Origin of the sequence: Fodinibius salinus (assembly GCF_008124865.1) — a bacterium.
Lineage (GTDB): Bacteria > Bacteroidota > Rhodothermia > Balneolales > Balneolaceae > Fodinibius > Fodinibius salinus.
This window is the reverse complement of sequence record NZ_VNHY01000004.1, coordinates 226,376-249,172: the sequence shown is the minus strand read 5'-3', so window position 1 is coordinate 249,172 and position 22,797 is coordinate 226,376. Positions and strand designations below refer to the sequence as shown.

Below are 22,797 nucleotides of genomic sequence, written 5' to 3'. Positions count from 1 at the left end.
AAGCCTTTACAAACGAATTCTATTTTGACTTACAAATTTGCATGATAATGACCATGACTAAACGCGCATCAACATTTGTTCTTACTGCTTTTGCTTTTATTGTAATCACCAGCAGCTCAGCTTTTGCTCAAAAAGCACCTGAGTTCAGTAACGATCTGATGATGGACGACCAATCCTATGGCTATCTGATTGCTGAAAAATTGGAGTATCGTAGTGTGCCTGGCATAAATCCCATCATGTGGGAAGTGCAGGGCTATGTGGGCAAGGACCTGAATAAATTCTGGTTTAAATCCCATGGAGAAGCGTTAACCACCGAAAGGGAAGCCGAAATGGAGTTCCAGGGCTTATACAGCCGTGCTATTGGTCCTTACTTTAATATTCAGGGAGGTATTCGCTACGACTTAGCCTATGAAGGTGGAGGCAACAAGTCCAGAGGCTTTGCGGTAATTGGCCTGCAAGGTATGGCTCCTTATTTCTTCCATGTTGATGGAGGGATGTTTATTAGTGGAAACGGTGATATTTCTGCCTCAGTGGAAGCTGAGTATGATCTGTTATTTACCCAGCGACTGATCGGTCAGCCAATTTTCGAAACGAGTGTCGCCCTGCAGGATGTCCCGGAATGGGGTGTCGGCTCTGGTTTTAAAAATGTTGGACTTGGCTTCCGGCTTCGCTATGAGTTTGCGCGGGAATTTGCTCCCTACATCGGTATCAACTGGGAACGCAAGCTGGGCGAAACCGCTGATATGGCACGTGCTGGAAGCGGCCACGTCAATAAGCTAAGTTTGCTGGGCGGTGTTCGCATGTGGTTTTGATGAATTATGACCGGATGATAAAATAATGCAATAATTAACCATAATTTTGTAACACAACCTGCAACTTCAACCCTTATTATGACTACTAACTAATAGTTTTGTTTACAATAAATCCTAAAACTAAAGTGATTACTATGAAACGATTACTCACAACATTTGCGCTCATGTTTTCTTTTATGCTGTTGGGAAACTCCGGTTTTGCTCAGCAAACGAACAAAGATATGAGCCAGAAAAAACAACAGATGGAACAAATAATGCAGGATTCCACCATGCGGGCCATGATGGTACAGCATATGGCACAAAATCCCCGAATGCGCAAGCAAATGATGCAGCACATGATGGGATCGATGAATATGGACAGCACCATGATGATGGGACATATGCAAAAGATGATGAATAACCCCCAGATGAAGCAACGCATGCAAAAGCACATGGAAATGATGCAGGCTATGATGGATGGTAATATGGATCACTCCAAAATGATGAACATGATGGGTGATTCATCTATGATGAGAATGCATATCATGTGTATGCAGATGATGCAAGGCAACAAGATGAATAGTCAAGGAATGATGAATAAAAAAGATGGCAAGAAAGGTAATAGTCATCAAGAACATCACGATTAATAATTAAACCAGCCCGGATTTTGCTCGGGATGGTTGTTAATTTCGAAATTAAGTGTAATTATTATGCATATGTTTAATGGAATGGGCGGTGGTTGGATGATTCTTTGGTGGGTCATAATCATAGCAGCTATTGTTTTGATAGTTCGTTATTTAACACCCTCCAGAACCACAGATCCGCATAAATCGGCCCTCGATATTCTGAAAGAACGTTATGCGAAAGGCGAAATCAGTAAAGAGGAATTCCGGGAAAAGAAAAAGGAATTGCAGGACTAAAAGCCAGGATCCAAACTTATGGAGCAATATTTGCAACTTTATGGTGAGTCAGCCAAAACAGCCCTCGGTTTCTTCTGGAAGTCCGGCTGGGCATTTGTGCTTGGCTATTTTGTGAGCGGAATGATCCAGGCCTTTGTCCCCAAGAAAGAGCTTACTAAATATATGGGTAAGGGAGATTTTAAAAGTATCTCTCTGTCCACATTTTTTGGTGCTGCTTCCTCATCTTGTTCTTTTGCCGCGCTTGCGGCTGCACGGTCTTTAGTAAAAAAAGGTGCCCATTTTATTGCAGCTGTGGCCTTTATGTTTGCCTCTACTAATCTGGTTATCGAGCTGGGTATTCTGATTATGATTTTTCTGGGTTGGCAGTTTTTGGCAGCCGAAATAATTGGCGGGCTTGTACTCATTGCTATAAGTAGCTTGCTCATCAAATGGACCTATCCCGAAAGCTGGCTGCAGGCGGCTCGTGAAAAAGTAGAGAGTGAAGGAGACGGGCTGACGGAAGATTTTGACTGGAAAGAACGCATCACAAGCAGGGAAGGATGGCAGTTGGCCGGACATAAATTTGTCAATGACTGGAAAATGGCCTGGGAGGATATCCTGATCGGATTTACTATTGCCGGCTTTGTAGCCGTACTGGTGCCCGAATCGTTTTGGTCGACGTTGTTCTTGGCTGATGCCCAGCACTTGCCCAACTGGCTTGTAACGTTGGAAAATGCTGCTATTGCTCCCTTCGTGGCTGCCTCCACCTTCATTGGATCGATGGGTAACATTCCGCTGGCAACAGTACTCAATGAAAATGGGGTACTCTTTGCCGGTATTATGGGTTTCATCTATTCCGATCTGATGGTCCCACCGTTAGTGCACATTAATGCCAAATATTATGGCTGGCGGGTGGCATTGTATATTGCCGCGGTCATGTTTGTAAGTATTGTACTAACGGCCTTGATCCTGAACGGTTTATTCTCATTCTTGGATATTGTACCGGAAAGCCGCCGCGTAGTATCGGAGATCACGCAGTTTAAAATTGACTATACCTTCTGGATGAATCTCGGATTTGTGTGGCTTGCCGGTGGGTTAGTCTGGCTTCACAAAAAATATATTCAGGAGCATGAAATGAAGATGATGGATATGGAAGGTGGTGGCAAGATTAAGAAAGCCGCGGTGTATTTGTTTATTGCTATACTCGTCGGTGGGTGCGTTACCTTTTTGATGCCAGCAATCTAGTTTATAGGCAGATGACCTCTTGAAGACGTTTTATACAGTAGAGGTAGCTGTAAATCCTAAGATGTGTAAATATAGAAAGAGCATAGACTGTAGATATAAATAAAGTCCGTCGGGATAATCCGACGGACTTTATTATTACTTTTTACCACTATTATGCTTGAAAGAAGTCTATCTTAGTGAGAGAATTTAATCTCTTGCTATTGATAGATGGTTATTTATTCTCAAGAATGATTTTTAGTGCTTTTTCTTCGGCCGCATTGCCAAAGGTGTCGTAGGCCTCCATGATATTGTCTAGTTCAAAGTGATGGGTGATTAGTTGTTCCGGTTCAAGCTGCCCAGAATCAAGGGTTTTCATTAACATCGGGATAGTATAGGTGTCAACTAGCCCAGTAGTCATGGTAATGTTATGGACCCAGAGCTCTTCCAGTTTTAGATCCACACTTTGCCCGTGAACGCCTACATTGGCAATATGTCCGCCAGCTTTGATGATGTTCTGACAAATGTCAAAAGTTGTGGGAATACCCACCGCTTCAATCGAAACATCAACGCCTTTGTTATTAGTTAACTCCATGATCTTGTCAATGGCATTGCCATCGCTGCTGTTAACCGTTTTAGTGGCTCCAAATTCTTTGGAAGCCTCCAGTCGGTTGTCATCCAGGTCTACCATGATAATTTCAGCCGGAGAATAGAATTGGGCCGTCAGCAAGGCTGCCAGTCCAATGGGACCAGCCCCTACAATGGCAACTACATCGCCCGGTTTAACTTTACCGTTGAGTACACCAACTTCAAAACCAGTTGGTAAAATATCACTTAACATTACCAACGCTTCCTTATCAGCTCCTTCAGGGATATGGTACAAGCTGGTATCTGCATATGGAATACGTACGTATTCGGCTTGCGTACCGTCAATAGTATTACCGAGAATCCATCCTCCATTTTCGCAGTGCGAATACATTTGTTTTTTACAGTTATCGCACTTGCCGCAGGCGGTTATACAACTGATTAGAACAGGATCTCCTTTTTTAAAATTGGAGACGCCTTCACCAACCTCTTCAATAATACCGACGCCCTCATGACCAAGTGTACGTCCGTCAGTCACAGTAGGGACATCTCCTTTCATAATGTGGAGGTCGGTTCCACAGATTGTTGTTTTTGTTATTTTGACGACGGCGTCAGTCGTATCTTGAACTTGTGGTTTAGGTTTTTCTTCGTATGCGCGATTTCCGGGACCGTGATAGACGAGTGCTTTCATAACAGACCTCTAATTTATTTTAGTTGGAGAACATCTGCGCAATGTATTTGCGGAATGTCGTTATTAACTACTACAGTAAGGAATAATGCAATTTTTGTACCACAAATAACCTTCTCCAAATAACGGTTTTGATAGCTGTTAAGAGGAGTTTTTGGGAAGCAGAAGTTGGTTATGTTGGATACCTGTTGCAGTAGTGCAACAGCAGGTTAGGTAAGATTCGCAGAAATGCAACGACAAAAAATTCATAACTAAAAAGGCACTGTCGATCTTAAACAGTGCCTCGAATCATAATGATACTAACGTCTAGTCGTTATTTTCTATTTGTTTAAGTAACTCATCAACGGCGCGTTTAAGCTGCGCATCTCCTTTATCCCGATAGTCAGGAGCATTTCCTACTTCGATATCAGGAACAGCAGGACCGTGCTCCATATTTTTGTCTGTGGCTTTTACATACCATCCACGAAAGGGTAATCGCACGTATGATCCGCCCATGAGTCCCGCTCCTCCGGTTGAAATAACAGCTCCAAAGGTAGGTTTGCCAACTAGTGTACCGAGCCCCAGTTGCTTATAGGCATGAGAAAAAATCTCGGCGTTAGAATAGCTGTTTTGGTTGGCCAGTGTAATGGAGTTGTTGGTCCAGCTGGAAAGCGGTAGACGTTCGCCGAACGGATAGTGGCTTCGAAATTTTGTTTTGTTCTTTTCGAGGTTCGAGGTAGCACCGCGTGGTATGGTGTAAGCATGTTGCTTATATTGTAGTACAGTCAGCAGGTAGTCTGTTGTCCAGCCGCCGCCGTTGTATCGCACATCAATGACAATACCCTTTTTGTCTTCGCCGGTGGCTACAAGCTCGCGTTCAAAGCGTTCGAAGCTGGGCCAGTTCATCCCCTCTACGTGGATATAACCCAGTTGCCCGTCGGAATATTTGTCCGTAAGTGATTTTCGCTTTTCGACCCACTGATTGTAGAGCTGATCACTGAGGTCATCTGTTGGTTCAATGACGACTTCACGAGATTCCCCTTTCGTATTTTCAACCTGCAGTAGGGTAGGAGTGTGGACTTGTTCCGTTAACAAGCTGTAAAAATTGTCGGTTTCATCTACCGCCGTTCCGTCAACAGCAGTGATAATATCTCCAACATTAAGTGTACTCATTTCGCGATCTGCAGGAGAATTAGGGACAACGCTTGTAATTTCAACACCGTTAGAAACGGGCTTTACTTCTGTTCCCAAAAGACCGGTTTGAACGTTTTGTGTTTTGGTGCGGTTCGATCCATAAAATCCCATATGGCTGGAATTGAGTTCGCCGAGCATCATATTCATAACATCTTTGAAATCACGATCAGAGGATGCTTGCAGTGCCCACGGTTTATACTTTTTGCGCAGTTGTTTCCAATTTTGGCCGTGGAAGTTAGGATCGTAAAAGTTGACATTCAGCTTGCGCCAGGTTTCCTTAAAAATTTGCTTCCGTTGTTCTTCATGATTTATTTCCATTTTGGCGCTGAAGGGCAGTGGTTCAAGCTGATCATTTTTAAGGTTGAACCGCCCAATTTGTCCTCCCCGCTGCATCAGGTAAAGAGCATTAAGGTTGGCATTAAGACGTATGTTGTATGGACTTTTGCCGCCTTCTGTTAAGGCAGTAATATCAGTGCCGTCCCACTTCGCTTTGTACAGATCTTGATCGGCGTCATTGCCGACGAAATAAAACGTTTGCCCATCTTTGGAAACAGCGATGTCAGATTCATCACCGGGCATAGCAGTAACCTGCTGCAAACGTTTATAAAGTCCATCAAAGTCAATGTCCACTTTGGTACCGACCGTATCTTCAGGGGATACCACTTCGGGCTTTTCGCTTTTATCCCACTCAAGCTGTGTGCGCTGCCAGTCACGTCGGTTGAGCCAAGCGAACCACACATCATCATTACCGTTGTTGCGGTTCGATAGAAAGGCCAACTTGCTGCCATCAGGACTCCAAACAGGGTTGGAATCCGGCCGGGGATGTTTGCTAATGTTAACAGCCTTTTTGCTGTTGTTGGCCGGTTGAATATAAATTTCATGATTAAAATTGAGGTCGGGCATAGAGTAGGCCAGCCACTTACTGTCGGGGCTCCAGGCTACATCTGCGGCCTGCGCCCAGCCGGTGTCGCGCAGCAGTGTTTTTTTGCCCAGAGCATCACGCCCATTAATTTCTGATACCACCAGTTGGCCACGGCCCCGATTAAATGCAATTTTTTCTCCATCGGGTGAGACTACCGGATTTCGCTCGGCGGCATCCGTAGAAGTAAGCCGTTTTGTTTTAAACTGCAGGCTCTCAAAAAGGTTATGGTTATTTTTTTGCAATGGTTGTACAGCATAAAGATCATATTGACCGTTGCGATCACTTGCAAAAATGAGCGTAGAGTCATTGAGAAAAGCCACGTCGCGGTCTCTATAAGAGTGCTTGGTTACTTGCACCGAACGTTTCTTGGACGGGTCATTATGTTTTACAAAAATTTCGCCCTGTAGTACAAAAGCCAGCCAGTCGCCACTGGGTGAAACAGCGAATTCTGCTGCATTTCCCGAAAAAGATTTCCGTTCTACCGTGTAATAACGATCATCTGCCGTAACGTTTATTGACAGCTGTTTAGTGGATCCGCTTTGGGTATTCATGGTGTAGAGCCCCGATTTTCGTTCAAAAACGATGCGGTTTCCATTACTGCTCACGTCAAAATATCGGATGCCATCATTCTTTATATTGGTCAGCTGCTGTGGGGAACGGCCCAATGTACCATTGTTAGTAAGACTTGCTTTGTAGATGTTGTGAGCACCGCTGCGTTCACTCAAAAAGTAGAGTGTGTTATTATCGGCAAATCGTGGATACATATCATTGCCTTTAAAATCAGTAAGCTGCTGATAGCTGTTGTCTTGCGTATCATATACCCACAGATTTTTATTGGCTGGTCCTCGGTATCGTTTACGATATTCTTTGTTGTATCCACGGACAAATACGAGGTAGCGTCCATTGGGAGACATTACCGCCATCATGCCAAAAGAATCAAAAAAACGTTCGGGAGTGCTGCCTTGGGCAGATACAGTATGAATTTCAGGCTCCCATTCTATTTGGTTAAATAATCGCTCGGTGGTAAAGATTAGGTTATCGTTTGGTGTCCATCCGGTAAGCTGGTCAGAAGTAGAGTGGTAAGTAAGGCGCTTTATTTTGCTGCCGTTGGCTTCCATGACGAAAATATCATCATTGCCGTGGCGGTCACTGGTAAAGGCAATTTGCTCTCCGTCGTTACTCCACTGTGGACGTGCTTCGTAAGCTTCATGGATGGTAAGGCGTTGGGCTTGTCCACCGTTACTTGGTACGGTCCAGATGTCTCCCTGGTACGAATAGGCAATAGTTGCCCCATCAGGACTAATGGCCGGAAATCGTGCAAAGGGATTGTCGGGCTGAGCTTGATTTGTGGTAACTATTGCAAACGTAAATATACTTAAGATGAATAATATTTTTTTCATAATATGGCGTATTAGATACGGAATTTGAAATGTCGAGAAAACGGTACCACCGATAATGAGTTTATAAATACTCCTCTATCAAAACGTACACCAAAGTATGCAAGAGATTACAGAGATAAGCAAAAAAGTTTGAGCTGGTCCAATAAAAAGAAAAACTGCCCGGATTCGTTTCTTCTGCAACAACAGATGCCATCAGAACTGATCTAAATATCCAATCTTGGTCTGAATCATAGGAGAGTTCTTCTGTTTTAAAAAGTGAAAGGACATAAATAATGAAATGAAATAGTACAGGCTGTAGCTTTGGATCAACTTTTTTGAAGATAGTACACCAAATTAAAAAGGACAGTTCCGTCAGGAACTGTCCTCACCGTAGTAGAGAGCAGTTATTTCAATAATTATATGGTTGGTTCTTGCCGTCCTTGCTTAGTTTTTGCCAATAATTTCTTGTGCCGGTCCCTGGTATTTTTTCTTGGTGAAAATGAACTCAAATTTTTGATTATCATCTTGCTCAGAATTTGGCCACAATAGCGTACCATTCAGTTGATCGACCAGTGTGTCAACGAGAATTCTATGCAGTGACTGATGGTTTTTAATTGCTTCCGTATTCATCGGATGATCCGTTTCGACAGCCAGGTGAATTTGTTTGTCATACTCTCTGAGTCTGATATCTAATACATTTTTGGATGAGGAGTCCGTAAATTCAAAAATAAGGGAAAGTATCTCGTTCAAAAACAATCCGCAGGGGATAGATTGATTAATATCTAACGAAATTTCCGGAGAGTCGATATTAATTACCGTGTCATTACTATCAATATGTTCCTGTATAGCATCCGTTTTCATAATGTGATCAAGGAAAATATTAAACGGAATATTACTGAGATTACCGTTTTCGTAAAGCACTTCGTGGATAGACGCAATAGTTTGAATACGCTTTTTGATGTCGGTAAGCTCTTTCTGGTGGTGACCGTCTTCAGATTCGAAAAGCTGAAGGTCAATCATGCCTGCTATTAGTGCCAGGTTATTTTTCACCCGGTGATGCAGCTCAGCGAGAATTGTTTCTTTTTCGTTCAGTGATTTTTTGATCTCTTGCTGGTAATGGTGTTGCTGCGAAATGTCTACATAGAGGCCATATATAGCAATAATTTCGTCTTTAAGCTCCACAGGTACACTACCGATTAATACCGGTACTTCTTCATCGTTTTTGTCGGTTCGTATCGTCTCGGCCTTAAGGCTTTCTCCAGATCGGGTAGCCATAGAAAGTGCCTCTGCCTCTTCAATTTTATCTTCAGGAGCAAGTAGTTTGTTAATATCCTGTTTTTCTGCTTCTTCTTTGGAATAGCCGAAGATCTCTTCAAAATTATCGTTTACACGTTGAATCTTATTTTCATTGTCAACAATGGCAATGCCAACAGGTGAATTATCAAAAAGCTGTTGCAGCATGAGTTCATTTTTGCGGTTTTCATGTTCAACTTGCTTTGCTTTGGTAATATCGATGCCTGTGCAAACGAGGTATAATTTGTCATCTTCCTTAAATCGGTTAGCCTGTATGGCAAAGTCTTTAATAGTGCCGTCTTTGGTGTGCACTTTTATTTCAACTGAGGTTTTACCGTTTTCGAGACACTCCTTAATCTTTGAGTGCATCTTTTCACGTTGATCATCTACGATAAAATCCAGTTCTGTAATATCAGCAAGCTCCTCTTCTTTATAACCTAGGCTATCAATCATATTGCTATTCCACCGAACTAGTTGTTCATCGCGGTTAAGTACAAAAAAGATGCCCGGAATGCTATTTAAGGCTGATTCGGTAAACTGCTTGGTTTTACCCAAGTTGCGTTCTGCCTGCTTGCGAAGACTAATATCCCGGAAGCTTACAACGGCACGTAAATTACCACTTTTGTTACGAAAGAAACGCGAAGAAACTTCAGCAGGAATTTGGTTTCCTGATTCACAGTTTAAATTCATATCAAGCTGGTAGGTGCCGCTTTTCTTGCGATCTTCTAACGCCTGCCGATATTTTGGGTCTTGGACATCCATAATATCACTGCGCGTGCAATTTTTGAGTTCTTCAACACTCCAGCCCAAGATTCGGCTTGCCGCAGGATTAGCATCCACGACCTGTCCTTGGGCATCGGTAATGAGGATGCCGTCCATACTTTGCTCAAACTGCATTTGATAGCGATCTTTACCTTTCTGGTCATCAATGCTCGAGCTAACATCTTCTTGGATGATGATTACTTGCTCTTTTTCGTTGCAGGACTGTATTGTAACCTTAAACCACAACGACTCCTCGGTTTTAAGCACCGGATAGGTAAGGCTAAATGCTTCTTGTTCACCGCGAAATACTTTTTTAATGCCTAATATGAGCTTCAAAGCATAGTCATTGCCCATTTCAACAGCCTGCTGTAACATTTTAAAATAGTTACTATCAGTTTCTGGACGTGCTATTTGACAGTTTTGGTCAAAAGCAGACCATGCAGCATTGGTATCAATGATAATACCTTCATCATTAATAATTGCTATATGCGCAGACAGGTTATCAGCGAGATTAGAAGACAGGTCAAGATTAACGGGATTGGTAGTGTTCATTGACATAGTTGGTTGATTGACAATTGCGGAGGGATATAATTATCAATTCAACGCAAAGTTGTAAGACGTGAAAAGCGTAAATTTATAATCCCTAAAAATACGGAAGAAAAATTAGGTGAATTCCGTACTAATATATTGTTCATTCGATACTACAGCTTTAACCGCCTTTTGTAGTTTACTCTCGGAGCTGCCGTTTTGTAAATACCCGGAGGCGCCTGCTTCGATTAACGGCTCGATAAGCAGGTCGTCGTCATATTGCCCCAAAACAAGTAGGGGCACGGAGTCAAGCTGGGAAGTAACTTTTTTTATCAGTAGTTCGGAGGAAGTGCGATAGTCAGAGATATGCAACAGGACAATATCACAGTCGAAACTAGGATCGTTTATTGTGTCCAAGTCATCCGTTGAGTATCGACGTTTTAAATTCCACTCCTCAGCAGAGTTTAACATCTGCGCAATCGTTTGGGTGATAAACGTATATTTTCCTAATAATAATATATCCATAAGATACTGCCCCTGTGATGATTTTATGTAATGTATTATAAAACAGGGTATATGGATATGGAGTAATAGGCGTAAATTTCAGTAAGTAAAAACACCTAGTAGCTGATCAGTAGTTTATTGATAAATAGTTTTACAAAGCTACATCAATTAATAAACTACCATCGCGAGCTTCGTGGATCCAGAGCATGGCAGATTATATATGGATAGGAATTCCGTGTTGTATTTACTCTATTCGTAATGCTTTGCCACTCCTTGTTATTATAAAACGTTGAGAAACTACTATGTAATATCAACCAGATTATTTTTGATAGCATAAGTAACAAGACCGGCTGTGTTTTTTGCACCTGTTTTTTGCAGTAGATTTCGCCGATGAGAATCTACGGTACGTACGCTTATATACAGCTCTTCAGCAATTTGCTGGTTGGTATGCTCATCCACAATAAGTTCCAGTACTTCGCGCTCTCTGTCCGTAATATTGGTGGGATCAGCATCTTCGGAAGGTTCACTTTCAACCAGATCCATCATAACACTTTGCGAAGCATCATTGCTAAAATAGTGTTGCCCGTTAAGGATGCTGGTTATGGCATCAATTAGCTCAATTTGATCCGAACTTTTAAGGATATATCCTGATGCACCGGCCTCAATCATTTGTCTAATGTGTTGGTCTTCGCCCATCATGGTGAGTGCCAGTACTTTTATATCGGGATGTTCGTTCTTGATTTGCCTGGTGGCTTCAATGCCGTCCATCTTGGGCATGCTGATATCCATTATTGCAAGATCAATATCAGTGTTATTGCAGGTTTCAACGGCTTCAGCTCCATTCGACGCTTCTGCCGCAATAGCAAAACCTATTTCATCTTCGAGCAGTGCCCGGATGCCGTCACGAACAATGTCATGATCGTCAGTCAATAATATTTGAATTTCCGTCATATCTCTTCTCCATTAGTTGCCAAACGCTGAATGTTTGGGATCTTGATAACAGTTTTCATCCCTTTACCGGGTTTTGTGTCTATGCTGAGTGATCCTCCTAAGTTACTTACGCGCATCTTAATTCCCCGTAGCCCTAATCCAGATCCCTTTTGTTGGTCGTTGAGCTCTGCACCAATTCCATTGTCACTGATTACAATATTAAGTGAATCTTCTTTTAGTTGCAATTTCATAGTAATTTTGGTGCATTCGGCATGTCGAACGGAGTTTGAGGTGATTTCCTGGAAGATACGATAGATGTTGATTTCGGCCTGGTCTTTTAATCGCAGCTCATCACAGTTATAATCAAATTGAAACTCAATATCTGTACTCTTTCTAAAATCCTGCACCATATTTTTTAGAGCAGTTGCAAGACCAAAATCAGCAATGGCTTTGGGCATTAAATTGTAAGAGATACTTCGGGTTTCAGAAAGTGCATTTTTTAGTAGTGACATGCCCATCTTAAATTGGTTTTGCCGCTTGTGTTCCAGCTGGCCAAGGTTGTTTTTGACGGATTCAAAATTCATGTTGGCAGCTACCAGGTATTGCCCCAGCCCGTCATGCAGTTCATGAGCAATCCGTTTGCGTTCTCGGTTTTCTCCTTCAATAACTGATTGAATCATTTTCTCTTGTACACGTTTTTGTTCTGTTACGTCGTTTACAAGTACCAGCCGAAAGTTGTTTCCCTTGTATTTAACATTCGAGATCGACAACTCTACATTGATTTTGCTACCGTCCTTTTTAAGATGGACCCATTCTTCAGAGTATGAGTTTTGTCCCTGATATTGCTGTACAGCTTGTTTCATGGCTTCAATATCTTTTGGGGGACGAATATCGGCCAGTGTCATGCCTAAAAATTCCTCTTCCGTATATCCATAGTGTTCAACAGCGGCCTGGTTTACTTCTATAAATTCCAGTGTATCAGGATTATAAATCCACATCGGCTCGGGATTATCTTTAAAAATGTGCCGATATTTTTCTTCGGATTCGCGCAGCTTTTTCTGGGCTTCTTTTTTGTCTGTAATGTCATTCATGGTACCCACCATGCGGATTGCTTCGCCGTCATCATCTCGAATAATAATGGCACGATCAATCATGTGTGCAATCGAGCCGTCTGCTTTAATAATGCGATATTCTTCTTCCCATTTCTGGGCCCCAGAGTTGAGAATCTTCTCCGAGCTTTCTGTAATTTCCTGTTTATCATCGGGATGTATGTATTCAATCCATTGTTGATAATTTTCTTTGGGACTCTGAGGCTCGTATCCCACTATTTCTTCAAAGCCTTCGCTCCACCATAACTCCTCGGTTGTGAAGTCAAGATCCCAGATAATATCGCTCGTGGTATGGGCCACAAGTTTAAATCGCTGCTTTTCTTTTTGAAGCTCCTCTTTCAGCTGGTGCTGTTCAGAAACATCTATAACGGTAGAGATTGTCAAGTTTTGGTCGTATAACGGTATAGCGCGATTGTTTACCACTCGTTGTTGACCGTCTTGCGTGGTAATAGGAATATTTTCCCAATGCATACGACTGGGGTCGCCGCTTTGCATATCGGTCAAGACTTCTTCTTTTACTTGGGATCGATTTTCTTCATCTGGATAGACATGTTCAAAGAAGCTATCTACATCTGTTAATATTTCTTTAGGCCACCCGTAAATTTCCGAAAACTTATCATTTATAAAGGTTACCTTACCACTATCAATAGTGTTGACGGCAACGCCGATAGGTAGGTTTTCGAGCGTAATTTCAATAAACTTATTGCGCCTCTCGAGTTCAATTTCAGTTGTTTTGCGGTCAGTAATATCCTGTACAACTCCTAGTAATTTTTCTGTTTCTCCCGACTTATCACTAATGGGGATTCCAATAGCTCTGATGTATTTTTCATTGTCCTTTTCTGTATGCAGCTTCAGATCGATATGATATGATTCCCCATCTTCTATGGCTTTCTGGACAGAGCGGTTGTGCTTTTCGCTATCATCACCATAATAATTGGTTTGTAGCTGCTCAAACCTCGGCGGACCTAACTTGGGGTCACGTTCATATATGTTATAAAGCATTTCTGACCAGTGAATTTCGTCAGCTTCGAGGTCAAACTCCCAGTCTCCAATTTTTCCGATTTCTTGCGATCGTAACAGCCGTTTTTGACGTTTTTCCAGTTTCTTTTCGTACTTCCTTTGTTCAGTAATATCACGAACTACACTGATCGCTTTGTCGATCTCTCCGTTCTCATCCCGAATTAGGGTAACCGTATGGTCGGAATAAAAAACGGAACCATCTTTCTTGCGCATCTCGAACTCTGTTTGGAAAGCACCATTTTCGGCTAGTGCCTGCTCACCGATTTCATTAAACTTTTTATAACTTTCTTCATTGACATGCAGTAGTTGAGTAGAACTGCCTATGAGTTCAGAAGACTGGTAGCCGAAAATTTCTTCTGTGGCCTTGTTACAGTCCTCAATTGTTCTTGTTTCCGGGTCAACGACAATGAGGCTTGATTTGAGGCTTTCGAAAATCTTTTTTAGCAGTTTACGTGATTCACGAATTTCGGTCCTCTGGGATTTAATTTCAGTCATATCAACTCCAATTCCCACTGAGGTGTCGTCCGTGAGTTGTATATTTGTCCATGAGATGGGAATTTCATCTCCTGACTTAGTGACCGTAGTAAATTCTTTCCAGCCTATGCCGGGATTATTTATAAATTCCACGACTTCTTCACGAGTTTCAAGGTCAGGATAGCAGACTTCAAGTAAATCGATATCTTGTTCCTTAATTTCTTCATTTGACCATCCAATGACCTTTTGAAACTCATTGTTGACTTCGAATGACTGTAGCTCAGGGTCATAGATCGTGATGAAAACGGGAATGCGCTCAAAAAGGACATCTTTTAGCTCTTTTTTTGATTGCAGCTCATTAAGCAGGTTCTCTAATTTTATATTATTGGTACGAAGCTGAGATTTATACTTTTTGAGTAAATAAAATAACCCAAGAGAGGTGGCGGCTACATAAAACCAGCCTTTGTAGGTTTGGATGGAAGAAAGATATTGCGGATCTGAAATAAAAAAGTGAACAAGTCTATCGGTGGTTATAATCCACAGTCCTGCAACGATCAGGTAGAGAAGCGTTATTCTGATCGGAGAAAGCGATATACTGGACTCGTTGTTAGTCAAATTAGCTGCTCTCCTTATTTGTGCGCTTATATTACAATAGCATTGTATGGTAATAGAATTATTAACGGTAAAAAAATTTTTTACCGTAGTGGTGAACCTGTGAAAATGTTATAAAGAGCAGAACTTTAATTAAAATAAGAAAAGGACAATCCCTAACGAATTGTCCTTTTCTTTGAGATAAAATTTTAAATTATTTTTTCTTTGTTGATAGTCCAAAAGGCATATAAAGTGGACAAGTACTTATAAGACTTGTGAGTAAAAAAACGATCGCAATGATGCCCATTATTACTGCCGTAGTTCCCGAAATTACCTCCGTGTAATACAGGATACCGACAAGTACAGCCAGCAATGTTCGAATAATGCGATCAATATTCCCCATATTCTGTTTCATAGTTGATACCTCTCCATTGTTATTAGGATTACTTTTGGTCTCTGAAGACCGGTGTAAATTCTTTAAACGGTAAACTTTCTTCATCTTTCCTTGCTCCAGAAGGTCGTTCCGCCATTAATTCAAAAACCATTTTGTCGTTCCTGTAATAGCGTTTTTGAAAATATACCGGTTTGTCGCCAATGGTATAGGAGATGCGATTGATTTGTAAAAGAGGGGTTTGAGGTTCTACCTTTAAATGTTCGGCTAATTTATCATCTGCCACCGTAGCTTCAATTCGGTAACACCCACGCTTTATAGGGATGTCAAATTCATCTTCCAGAATTTTAAAAATCGTAGTATCTTTCAATTCATATCCTTCAATAAGTTGCCCGTAAAACATTGGCATCCAGGTTATATCATAAGCGATGGGGCTGCTGTCTCCTAATCGAATGCGTTCAATTTTAAGGGCTACTTGTTGGCTATCGATGTCTAGATATGAAATGAGATTATTACGCCCTTCAATATTCTCATGTTCAAAGGACAGAACCTTAGAGCTGGCTTTCATGCCCGAGCCTGCTAACTCTTCGGTAAAATCATTTAAAATTGAAAAGGACTGATGGGTGCGCTGATCGGTAACAAAAGACCCCAGCCCCTGGCATCGATAGATCAGCTGTTCGTTTTCCAAGGTTTGCAGTGCACGACGTACCGTAACCCTGCTAACATCAAACTTTTGAGCCAGCTCGTTTTCTGACGGTAATTTCTCATCTTCTGTCAAAGCTCCGGATTCAATTTCCTGTTTTAACCAGTCACTAATCTGTTTGTGTAGAGGAGTACCTTCTTTCAGTTCCATAATACCATTGCGTTAGATCATTTTTTAAACGTAATAAAAGTAATCAAAATATTTCTTAAAACAAATACCTGTTAATACAAGTATATTGCCAATAGTACTACATGTTTTGCCGTTTATATTCCAAATATTACTGTATAGAGTATTATTATACGACCAATTACTTATTTGTATTAACTTGTATTGACAACTATTATTCTCATCGCTATATTACTGTCAGATAAATTATAGACCAAGAATTAATGCATATGATGAATTTTAAACACAGTACGCTGTATTCGTTGGTACTTGCCGCCATGGTAATGCTTGTGCTTGCGCAACCAATGCAAGCGCAGAGCAGGCAAGGGGCTTCGGAAATAAGAGAAATGAGCTTACAAGAAGCACTGGATATTACAAAGAAAGCTAGTTTTGAAGTGCGCATGGCCGAGGCCGATATGGAAAAAGCAAAATCACAGTATCGGCAGACTAACGCTACATTCTTGCCGCAACTTTCTGTTGAGGCAACAGGTGTTTCTACCAATGATCCGCTTAATGTCTTTGGATTTAGGTTAAAGCAGGAAGCGGTGACGCAAGCTGACTTTAATCCCTCGCGCTTAAATGATCCGGATGCGTATGACAACTTCACTACGAAGTTTCAGGCCCAGCAGCCCCTGTTTAATGCGGATGCAATTTTTCAACGACGTGCGGTGAAGAAGCAGCTCGAGGCAGCAAAAGAACAGTTGCAGGGAACGGTTGAACATGTGCGATATAAGGTCAAAGATACCTATTACCGGTTGCAGTTGATGGATAATAAACTGCAGGTAATAACCAAGTCATTGGAAATGGCACGTGAAAATGAACGTCAGGCGCAAAACTATCACGAGCAGGGCATGATTACCAAGGCTGATTATCTGGCGGCCAAAGTGCGCATGCTGGAGTTGCAAAGTCGGCAGTCGAAAGTAAGAGACCAGCTACAGACGGTGCAGGACAATCTGCGATATCTGTTAAATATTGACGAAGATCTCACCATTGTTGCGACCGACAGCCTGCAGATGCATCCTGCCGTTTCGAATGGCAACATCAATTATCAAAATGCAACAAACTCCAGGTTAGATGCTATGGAGTACCGCATGTCGGCGGCCCGTGAGATGCTGCGGTCGTCAAAATTCAACTTTGTGCCCAGTGTCAATCTTTTCGGCAGCTATGAATTTAATGATGATGTACTGTTGGGCACGCAGGGCGAAAGCTATATGGTTGGGGCTACGCTGAAATGGAATCTGTTTAGTGGTTATGAGAATATAGGCAAAGTTATGGAATCAAAAGCGCAGCTCAGGAAGGCTGAACTGGCCTACGAAAGTCAACTTTTTAAAAATGAGATGGAAATTAAGCAGGCCCGCCGATCGCTGGATCAGGCGCAAGAGCAACTAGCTTTTGCAAAGGCTTCTGTTGAGCAGTCGTCTGAAGATTATCGCATTCGTAAAAACCGCTTTGAACAGGGTATGGAAAAGACGACCGAGATGCTGCGGGCTGAGACGAAATTGCTGGAGAGCAAGATGCAGCGACTCAACGCTTTGTATCAGTATAATTTGAGCCTGGCAACACTGGAATTGCTGCTGGAGCAAGAAATGTCATATTAACCAAATTTTTGAAAACCGATTTTAACACTTAAAACAATTAGAACAATGAAAAATAAGATTATGACTAAATCAGGCAGGCTATTATCTGTTTTGGCATTGCTTACCATTTTTGGGGTATCGTGCAGTTCTTCTGATGAATCGCAACTGCAGCAACAAAAGCCCATTCCCGTAGTAACGCAACAAGCCGATTATGGGCAAGGGGCCACGATGAATCGCTATTCGGGCAATGTAAGAAGTGATCGCAGCATCAATATGAGTACAAAAGTGATGGGACGCATTACGGAACTCGATGTAGAGGAAGGCGATTTTGTCAAGAAGGGCAAAGTGCTTGTTCGCATTAAGGACGACAATCTGAAGGCACAGAAAAATCAGGTACAGGCTCAGTTGATTCAAGCAAGAGCAGGACTCAAAAATACGGAGACTAACTACAACCGTATTAAAGCGCTGCATGAGCAAAATAGCGCAACTCAGAAAGAACTTGATGATATCTCCACCAAGTACGAGATGGCCAAAGCAAAAGTTCAAACGCTGGAAAGTAAGCTTCAGGAGGTGGAAGATATGCTCGAATACACCACGCTGACGGCCCCTTTCGACGGTTATGTGGTATCAAAGAGGTTTTCGGAAGGGGATATGGCAGCTCCCGGGCAACCCATAATTACATTTGAACAGGATAACATGCTGAAAGTCAACATCACGGTGCCGGAAAGCGACATTGCTTTATTTACGCTCAATGATACGGTTTCGGTTGATGTCAAGGCAGTGGGATATCAGAATACGAAAGGAATTGTAACAAATATCAATCAGTCGGGTAACCGTGGCAGTCGGCAGTTTGCTGTTGAGGTAGCACTGCCCAAGCTGGATAAAAGTTCTGGTGTGAAGTCTGGTATGTTTGCTGAAGTCACAATACGGAGTGCCAGGAATCGCACTATTACGGTTCCGCAGTCGGCGATTATAGAGCGGGGACAGCTTACGGGTTTATACACGCTTAATAATGAATCTGAAGTAGTACTGCGCTGGGTTCGGCTGGGAGATTATACGGGGAGCCAGGTAGAAGTATTATCTGGATTGGGGCCCGGAGAGCAGTATATCGCACAGGTGGACCGACCATTTACTGAGGGTCAAAAAGTAACGGTACAGTAGTAATAGAAATTAATTAGCTATAACATTATGAAGACTGGAATAGCAGGTAAAGTTGCAAAGGCGTTTATTGATTCAAAGTTGACGCCACTTTTAATGTTGGTGTTTCTGGGACTGGGATTTTACGGTACTTATTTAACACCAAGTGAAGAGGAACCGCAAATTAATGTGCCCATGGCCGACATTTTTGTCGGTTATCCCGGAGCAACACCCGAGCAGGTAGAAAAGCGTGTAGCTATTCCCTTGGAGCGTATTTTATCGAATATCGAGGGGGTAGAGTATGTGTACTCTAGTTCAATGCCGGGACAGGCTATGATATCAGCCCGTTATTTTGTGGGCGAAGACGTAGAGCGCAGCTTGGTGCGGCTGTATGACAAGCTGATGAAAAATATGGATCAGTTGCCGGATGGTGCTACACAACCGTTGGTAAAGACCCGTTCTATTGATGACGTTCCTATAATGACTCTCACCTTTTGGAGTAAGTCGTATAGTGATTATGAGATGCGGCGGGTGGCTGAAGAGTTTTCGCTGGATATTAAGCAGGTGGATGATGTGGCCCAGGCCGAAATTCACGGTGGTCGGTCGCGACAAGTGACCGTTTCTCTGGATAAGAATAAGATGACATCCTACAATATCGATCCGCTAAAAGTAGCGCAACAGATTCAAGCGGCTAACAGTGAAATGTCATCGGGATCATTTAGTAAAAATGATACTGAGTTTTTGGTGAAGACCGGCAATTATTTTCGAAGTGCTGATGAGGTTCGCAACCTGGTTGTTGATGTACAAAATGGAGATCCCATTTATTTAAAAACAATCGCCAACATAACAGACGGTCCGGGAGAGCCGGCAGATTATGCTTCTTTTGGTATTGGTAACGCGATGGCCAGACAGGATTCAGCGTTAAATGCCGGGGCTGCCTATCCTGCGGTAACCATATCGCTGGCTAAGCGACCCGGCTCTGATGCTATGAATATTGCCAAGCGGGTAAATAAGAAGCTCGACAAAGCTAGGGGAACGTTGATCCCCGGAGATATGAATGTGTCCGTTACCCGTAACTATGGGAAGACGGCTTCGCAGAAAGTGCTATCGCTGCTAGAACACTTACTGGTGGCAATTTTGGCGGTAACGGTTGTCGTAGCTCTGGCCATGGGATGGCGCGGCGGTCTGGTTGTTTTTCTGTCGGTGCCGGTTACTTTTGCTCTCACATTATTCCTCTATTATATGTTTGGCTACACGCTAAACCGTATTACGCTCTTTGCGCTGGTGTTTGTGACCGGTATAGTGGTGGACGACTCGATTATTATAGCTGAAAACATGCACAGGCACTTTAAGATGCGCAAGTTGCCCTTTAAGCAGGCTGCTATTGCCTCGATTAACGAGGTTGGAAATCCTACAATCCTGGCCACTTTCACTGTAATTTCAGCAGTATTGCCGATGGCATTTGTTTCGGGATTGATGGGGCCTTATATGAGTCCAATGCCCATTGGTGCTTCACTGGCTATGATTTTTTCCTTGATTGTAGCTCTTGTTATAACTCCCTGGCTGGCGTACAAACTGCTGCCGCATGTAAAGCCTGAACAGGATGAACAGGGCAATGACAAGGAGTATAAACTCGAAGAAACGTTTATCTACAAGTGGTATTCGAGAATTATGAAGCCGCTGTTGGAAAATGTGACGTACCGCTGGTTATTTGTCGGTGGTGTTACAGTGATGTTACTAGCATCCACACTGTTGTTTGTCTTCCGTATGGTGGAAGTCAAAATGCTGCCTTTCGATAATAAGAACGAAGTACAGCTTATCGTAGATATGCCGGAAGGCACTACGCTGGAACGCACAAATGCTGTAGCTCGTGAAGCGGCATTGGCTCTAAAAGACGTTCCGGAAATTCACGATTATCAAATATACTCGGGAACGAACGCTCCCATCAATTTCAATGGGTTAGTACGGCACTATGATTTGCGGAAAGGTGCTAATATCGCAGATGTTCAGCTGAACCTGATTGATAAAGGCGAGCGTTCGGATCAAAGTCATGGTATTGCCAAACGTATACGTCCGATCGTTCAAAAAGTGGGCAAAAAGTATAATGCTAACATCAAGGTGGTAGAAGTTCCACCGGGACCACCGGTGCGTTCAACATTAGTAGCTGAAATTTATGGCCCGGACTCTGATCAGCGAGAGCGTGTAGCTGATAAAGTACGCACCATTTTTGAGGAGATGAACGGCGTTGTTGACGTTGACTGGACCCATAAGGCACCCCAGACAGAATACGTGCTGGATATAAATAATGAAAAAGCGATGTTGACAGGCATTCCTGCCCAGAAAGCAGTGCAGGTAGCACGAATGGGACTGCACGGACGAGAGGTATCGCGTTTATATAGCGATAAAAACCTTAACAATGTGCCTATTATGTTACGCCTGCCGGAAAAACAGCGCTCCGGAATTGAAAAACTGCAACAGCTCCATGTACAGTCGGCTACCGGTAGTATGATTCCGGTTACGGATCTGGTTAATCTAAAACAGGATACTTTGGAGCAGAGTATCCATCGCAAAAATCAGCGGCGCGTAAAATACGTCATGGCTGAGGTCGCCGGGGCTATTGAAAGTCCAGTATATGCGATACTGGATTCCGACGAAAAGATTAACAACATAGATTTGTCCGAAGGCTATGAGCTAACACAAATTTTTGCGGGCCTGCCATTTTCTACCAGCGATTATACGCTAAAGTGGGGTGGTGAATGGCAGATAACCTACGAAGTATTTCGAGATTTGGGGATTGCCTTTGCGGTGGTACTTATCATCATATATATGCTGATTATTGGATGGTTCCAGGATTTCAAGGTACCGATTATTATGATGATCGCGATCCCGCTGTCACTGGTAGGGATTATACTGGGACACTGGTTGCTGGGCGCTTTCTTTACGGCAACATCGATGATTGGCATGATTGCTCTGGCAGGTATTATGGTACGTAACTCGGTACTACTGATCGACTTTATCAATATCCGACTTGATGAAGGCGAATCACTGAAGCAGGCTGTTATTGAGGCCGGTGCAGTACGAAGCATGCCGATTATCCTGACAGCCGGTACCGTAGTGATTGGTGCTGTGGTTATTCTGTTCGATCCAATTTTTCAAGGACTGGCCATTTCGCTGATGGGCGGAGCGGTTGCCTCAACAGCTCTCACACTTATTATGGTTCCCCTGATTTATTTTATGGCGGAAAAGAAGGTAAAAGAATTAGCGACTGCATCTAAACAAGAAGCAGGCGAAGTGTAAACTATTGTCCAATAATTTAATAACAAGACCAATGAAATTATTAATCATTCTTAGCATAGAAGAGCATACTGATGAAGTACGGAAAATACTGGCGCGTCAGAAAGTGCCGATTTACAGCGAGACAGAGGTACATGGGTTCCGGACGGAGGCCTATCAGCCAGATATTTCCAACTGGTTTGCCCACAGTGAACACGGCATTTATTCTACATTGTTCTTTTCTATACAGGATGGAACATGTGTAGGGCGCGTGCTCAAAGAGGTGCGATCTTATAACGACGGACAGAGCGATGATCAGCCGAATCCGTTGCATGCATACTCATTGGACATTGATCAATCAGCTTAATACCAAACATAAAATTTATTACTATGGAACAATCAAATCAAAGTTGTACTACAATGCGGCCGATGGAAAAAGCGATACGAATGTTGGCCGGAACTTTCGTGACGATCAGTGTAATTTTGGGTTACTTTGTGAGCCCATATTGGTTTTTATTTACGCTGTTTGTAGGCTTGAATTTGTTTCAGTCTTCTTTATCTGGCTGGTGTTTGGCTGAACAGATTTTATCTAAACTTGGGATTGGAGTTGAGAGCCAGGCTTCCCAAACTTCGAAATCTCCAAAAAGGTAGGGACAAGTGCCATCTATATATTTCATTGGAA

General features: G+C 42.6%; 17 protein-coding genes. 9 read left to right on the top strand and 8 right to left on the bottom strand.

Annotation, left to right across the window (positions count from 1 at the left end):
• Positions 1 to 53: 53 nt before the first annotated feature.
• From LX73_RS11860 to LX73_RS11845, 4 genes are all read left to right on the top strand, one after another.
• Positions 54 to 812 (top strand): copper resistance protein B, encoded by a 759-nt coding sequence (locus tag LX73_RS11860; protein ID WP_246138245.1) that lies wholly within the window; start codon positions 54 to 56, stop codon positions 810 to 812.
• A 134-nt stretch (positions 813 to 946) separates the two neighbouring features.
• The gene (locus LX73_RS11855; RefSeq protein ID WP_148899719.1) at positions 947 to 1,438 is read left to right on the top strand and encodes a hypothetical protein; all 492 of its coding nucleotides are present in this window, start codon (positions 947 to 949) and stop codon (positions 1,436 to 1,438) included.
• Between the two features lie 63 nt (positions 1,439 to 1,501).
• Positions 1,502 to 1,711, top strand: coding sequence for an SHOCT domain-containing protein (locus LX73_RS11850; RefSeq protein ID WP_148899718.1), 210 nt, complete (start codon positions 1,502 to 1,504; stop codon positions 1,709 to 1,711).
• Positions 1,712 to 1,729: 18 nt separating this feature from the next.
• Positions 1,730 to 2,935 (top strand): permease, encoded by a 1,206-nt coding sequence (locus LX73_RS11845; RefSeq protein ID WP_148899717.1) that lies wholly within the window; start codon positions 1,730 to 1,732, stop codon positions 2,933 to 2,935.
• 211 nt (positions 2,936 to 3,146) lie between these two features.
• Here the strand turns inward: LX73_RS11845 and LX73_RS11840 are convergent, their stop codons facing one another.
• From LX73_RS11840 to LX73_RS11805, 8 genes are all read right to left on the bottom strand, one after another.
• A complete protein-coding gene (locus LX73_RS11840) occupies positions 3,147 to 4,187 on the bottom strand; it encodes a zinc-dependent alcohol dehydrogenase family protein (RefSeq protein ID WP_148899716.1) in 1,041 nt (346 codons plus the stop codon).
• A 303-nt stretch (positions 4,188 to 4,490) separates the two neighbouring features.
• The gene (locus LX73_RS11835; protein WP_148899715.1) at positions 4,491 to 7,679 is read right to left on the bottom strand and encodes a S41 family peptidase; all 3,189 of its coding nucleotides are present in this window, start codon (positions 7,677 to 7,679) and stop codon (positions 4,491 to 4,493) included.
• A gap of 423 nt (positions 7,680 to 8,102) precedes the next feature.
• Positions 8,103 to 10,265: a PAS domain-containing sensor histidine kinase gene (locus LX73_RS11830; RefSeq protein ID WP_170245682.1), complete on the bottom strand. Its 2,163-nt coding sequence runs from the start codon at positions 10,263 to 10,265 to the stop codon at positions 8,103 to 8,105.
• A gap of 111 nt (positions 10,266 to 10,376) precedes the next feature.
• Entirely contained in the window at positions 10,377 to 10,766 is a 390-nt protein-coding gene (locus tag LX73_RS11825; RefSeq protein ID WP_148899713.1) for a response regulator, read from the bottom strand.
• Positions 10,767 to 11,045: 279 nt separating this feature from the next.
• Positions 11,046 to 11,696, bottom strand: coding sequence for a response regulator (locus LX73_RS11820; protein ID WP_148899712.1), 651 nt, complete (start codon positions 11,694 to 11,696; stop codon positions 11,046 to 11,048).
• On the bottom strand, positions 11,693 to 14,893 hold the full coding sequence (locus tag LX73_RS11815; protein WP_148899711.1) for a PAS domain S-box protein: 3,201 nt from the start codon (positions 14,891 to 14,893) through the stop codon (positions 11,693 to 11,695). The genes LX73_RS11820 and LX73_RS11815 overlap by 4 nt, the downstream gene beginning before the upstream one ends.
• A gap of 190 nt (positions 14,894 to 15,083) precedes the next feature.
• On the bottom strand, positions 15,084 to 15,284 hold the full coding sequence (locus tag LX73_RS11810; protein WP_148899710.1) for a YgaP family membrane protein: 201 nt from the start codon (positions 15,282 to 15,284) through the stop codon (positions 15,084 to 15,086).
• 28 nt (positions 15,285 to 15,312) lie between these two features.
• Entirely contained in the window at positions 15,313 to 16,113 is an 801-nt protein-coding gene (locus tag LX73_RS11805) for a GntR family transcriptional regulator (protein ID WP_148899709.1), read from the bottom strand.
• 245 nt (positions 16,114 to 16,358) lie between these two features.
• Here LX73_RS11805 and LX73_RS11800 point away from each other — a divergent pair, with 245 nt between their 5' ends.
• From LX73_RS11800 to LX73_RS13230, 5 genes are read left to right on the top strand one after another with little or no spacing between them, the layout of a single operon-like run.
• Positions 16,359 to 17,726, top strand: coding sequence for a TolC family protein (locus LX73_RS11800; protein WP_170245681.1), 1,368 nt, complete (start codon positions 16,359 to 16,361; stop codon positions 17,724 to 17,726).
• 45 nt (positions 17,727 to 17,771) lie between these two features.
• Positions 17,772 to 18,866, top strand: coding sequence for an efflux RND transporter periplasmic adaptor subunit (locus LX73_RS11795; RefSeq protein ID WP_148899707.1), 1,095 nt, complete (start codon positions 17,772 to 17,774; stop codon positions 18,864 to 18,866).
• A gap of 27 nt (positions 18,867 to 18,893) precedes the next feature.
• A complete protein-coding gene (locus tag LX73_RS11790) occupies positions 18,894 to 22,139 on the top strand; it encodes an efflux RND transporter permease subunit (protein WP_148899706.1) in 3,246 nt (1,081 codons plus the stop codon).
• Positions 22,140 to 22,170: 31 nt separating this feature from the next.
• On the top strand, positions 22,171 to 22,482 hold the full coding sequence (locus LX73_RS11785; protein ID WP_148899705.1) for a hypothetical protein: 312 nt from the start codon (positions 22,171 to 22,173) through the stop codon (positions 22,480 to 22,482).
• 23 nt (positions 22,483 to 22,505) lie between these two features.
• Positions 22,506 to 22,766 carry a YgaP family membrane protein gene (locus LX73_RS13230; protein WP_211359428.1) on the top strand — a complete coding sequence of 87 codons (261 nt, stop codon included), beginning with the start codon at positions 22,506 to 22,508 and terminating at the stop codon, positions 22,764 to 22,766.
• Positions 22,767 to 22,797: the final 31 nt, after the last annotated feature.

Excerpts from the sequence above, each read along its gene's own strand:
- LX73_RS11845 (WP_148899717.1), top strand. The coding sequence starts at position 1,730 with ATGGAGCAATATTTGCAACTTTATGGTGAGTCAGCCAAAACAGCCCTC.
- LX73_RS11830 (WP_170245682.1), bottom strand. The coding sequence starts at position 10,265 with ATGAACACTACCAATCCCGTTAATCTTGACCTGTCTTCTAATCTCGCT.
- LX73_RS11850 (WP_148899718.1), top strand. The coding sequence starts at position 1,502 with ATGCATATGTTTAATGGAATGGGCGGTGGTTGGATGATTCTTTGGTGG.
- LX73_RS11795 (WP_148899707.1), top strand. The coding sequence starts at position 17,772 with ATGAAAAATAAGATTATGACTAAATCAGGCAGGCTATTATCTGTTTTG.
- LX73_RS11800 (WP_170245681.1), top strand. The coding sequence starts at position 16,359 with ATGATGAATTTTAAACACAGTACGCTGTATTCGTTGGTACTTGCCGCC.
- LX73_RS13230 (WP_211359428.1), top strand. The coding sequence starts at position 22,506 with ATGGAACAATCAAATCAAAGTTGTACTACAATGCGGCCGATGGAAAAA.
- LX73_RS11785 (WP_148899705.1), top strand. The coding sequence starts at position 22,171 with ATGAAATTATTAATCATTCTTAGCATAGAAGAGCATACTGATGAAGTA.
- LX73_RS11805 (WP_148899709.1), bottom strand. The coding sequence starts at position 16,113 with ATGGAACTGAAAGAAGGTACTCCTCTACACAAACAGATTAGTGACTGG.
- LX73_RS11840 (WP_148899716.1), bottom strand. The coding sequence starts at position 4,187 with ATGAAAGCACTCGTCTATCACGGTCCCGGAAATCGCGCATACGAAGAA.
- LX73_RS11825 (WP_148899713.1), bottom strand. The coding sequence starts at position 10,766 with ATGGATATATTATTATTAGGAAAATATACGTTTATCACCCAAACGATT.
- LX73_RS11855 (WP_148899719.1), top strand. The coding sequence starts at position 947 with ATGAAACGATTACTCACAACATTTGCGCTCATGTTTTCTTTTATGCTG.
- LX73_RS11835 (WP_148899715.1), bottom strand. The coding sequence starts at position 7,679 with ATGAAAAAAATATTATTCATCTTAAGTATATTTACGTTTGCAATAGTT.
- LX73_RS11810 (WP_148899710.1), bottom strand. The coding sequence starts at position 15,284 with ATGAAACAGAATATGGGGAATATTGATCGCATTATTCGAACATTGCTG.
- LX73_RS11860 (WP_246138245.1), top strand. The coding sequence starts at position 54 with ATGACTAAACGCGCATCAACATTTGTTCTTACTGCTTTTGCTTTTATT.
- LX73_RS11820 (WP_148899712.1), bottom strand. The coding sequence starts at position 11,696 with ATGACGGAAATTCAAATATTATTGACTGACGATCATGACATTGTTCGT.
- LX73_RS11790 (WP_148899706.1), top strand. The coding sequence starts at position 18,894 with ATGAAGACTGGAATAGCAGGTAAAGTTGCAAAGGCGTTTATTGATTCA.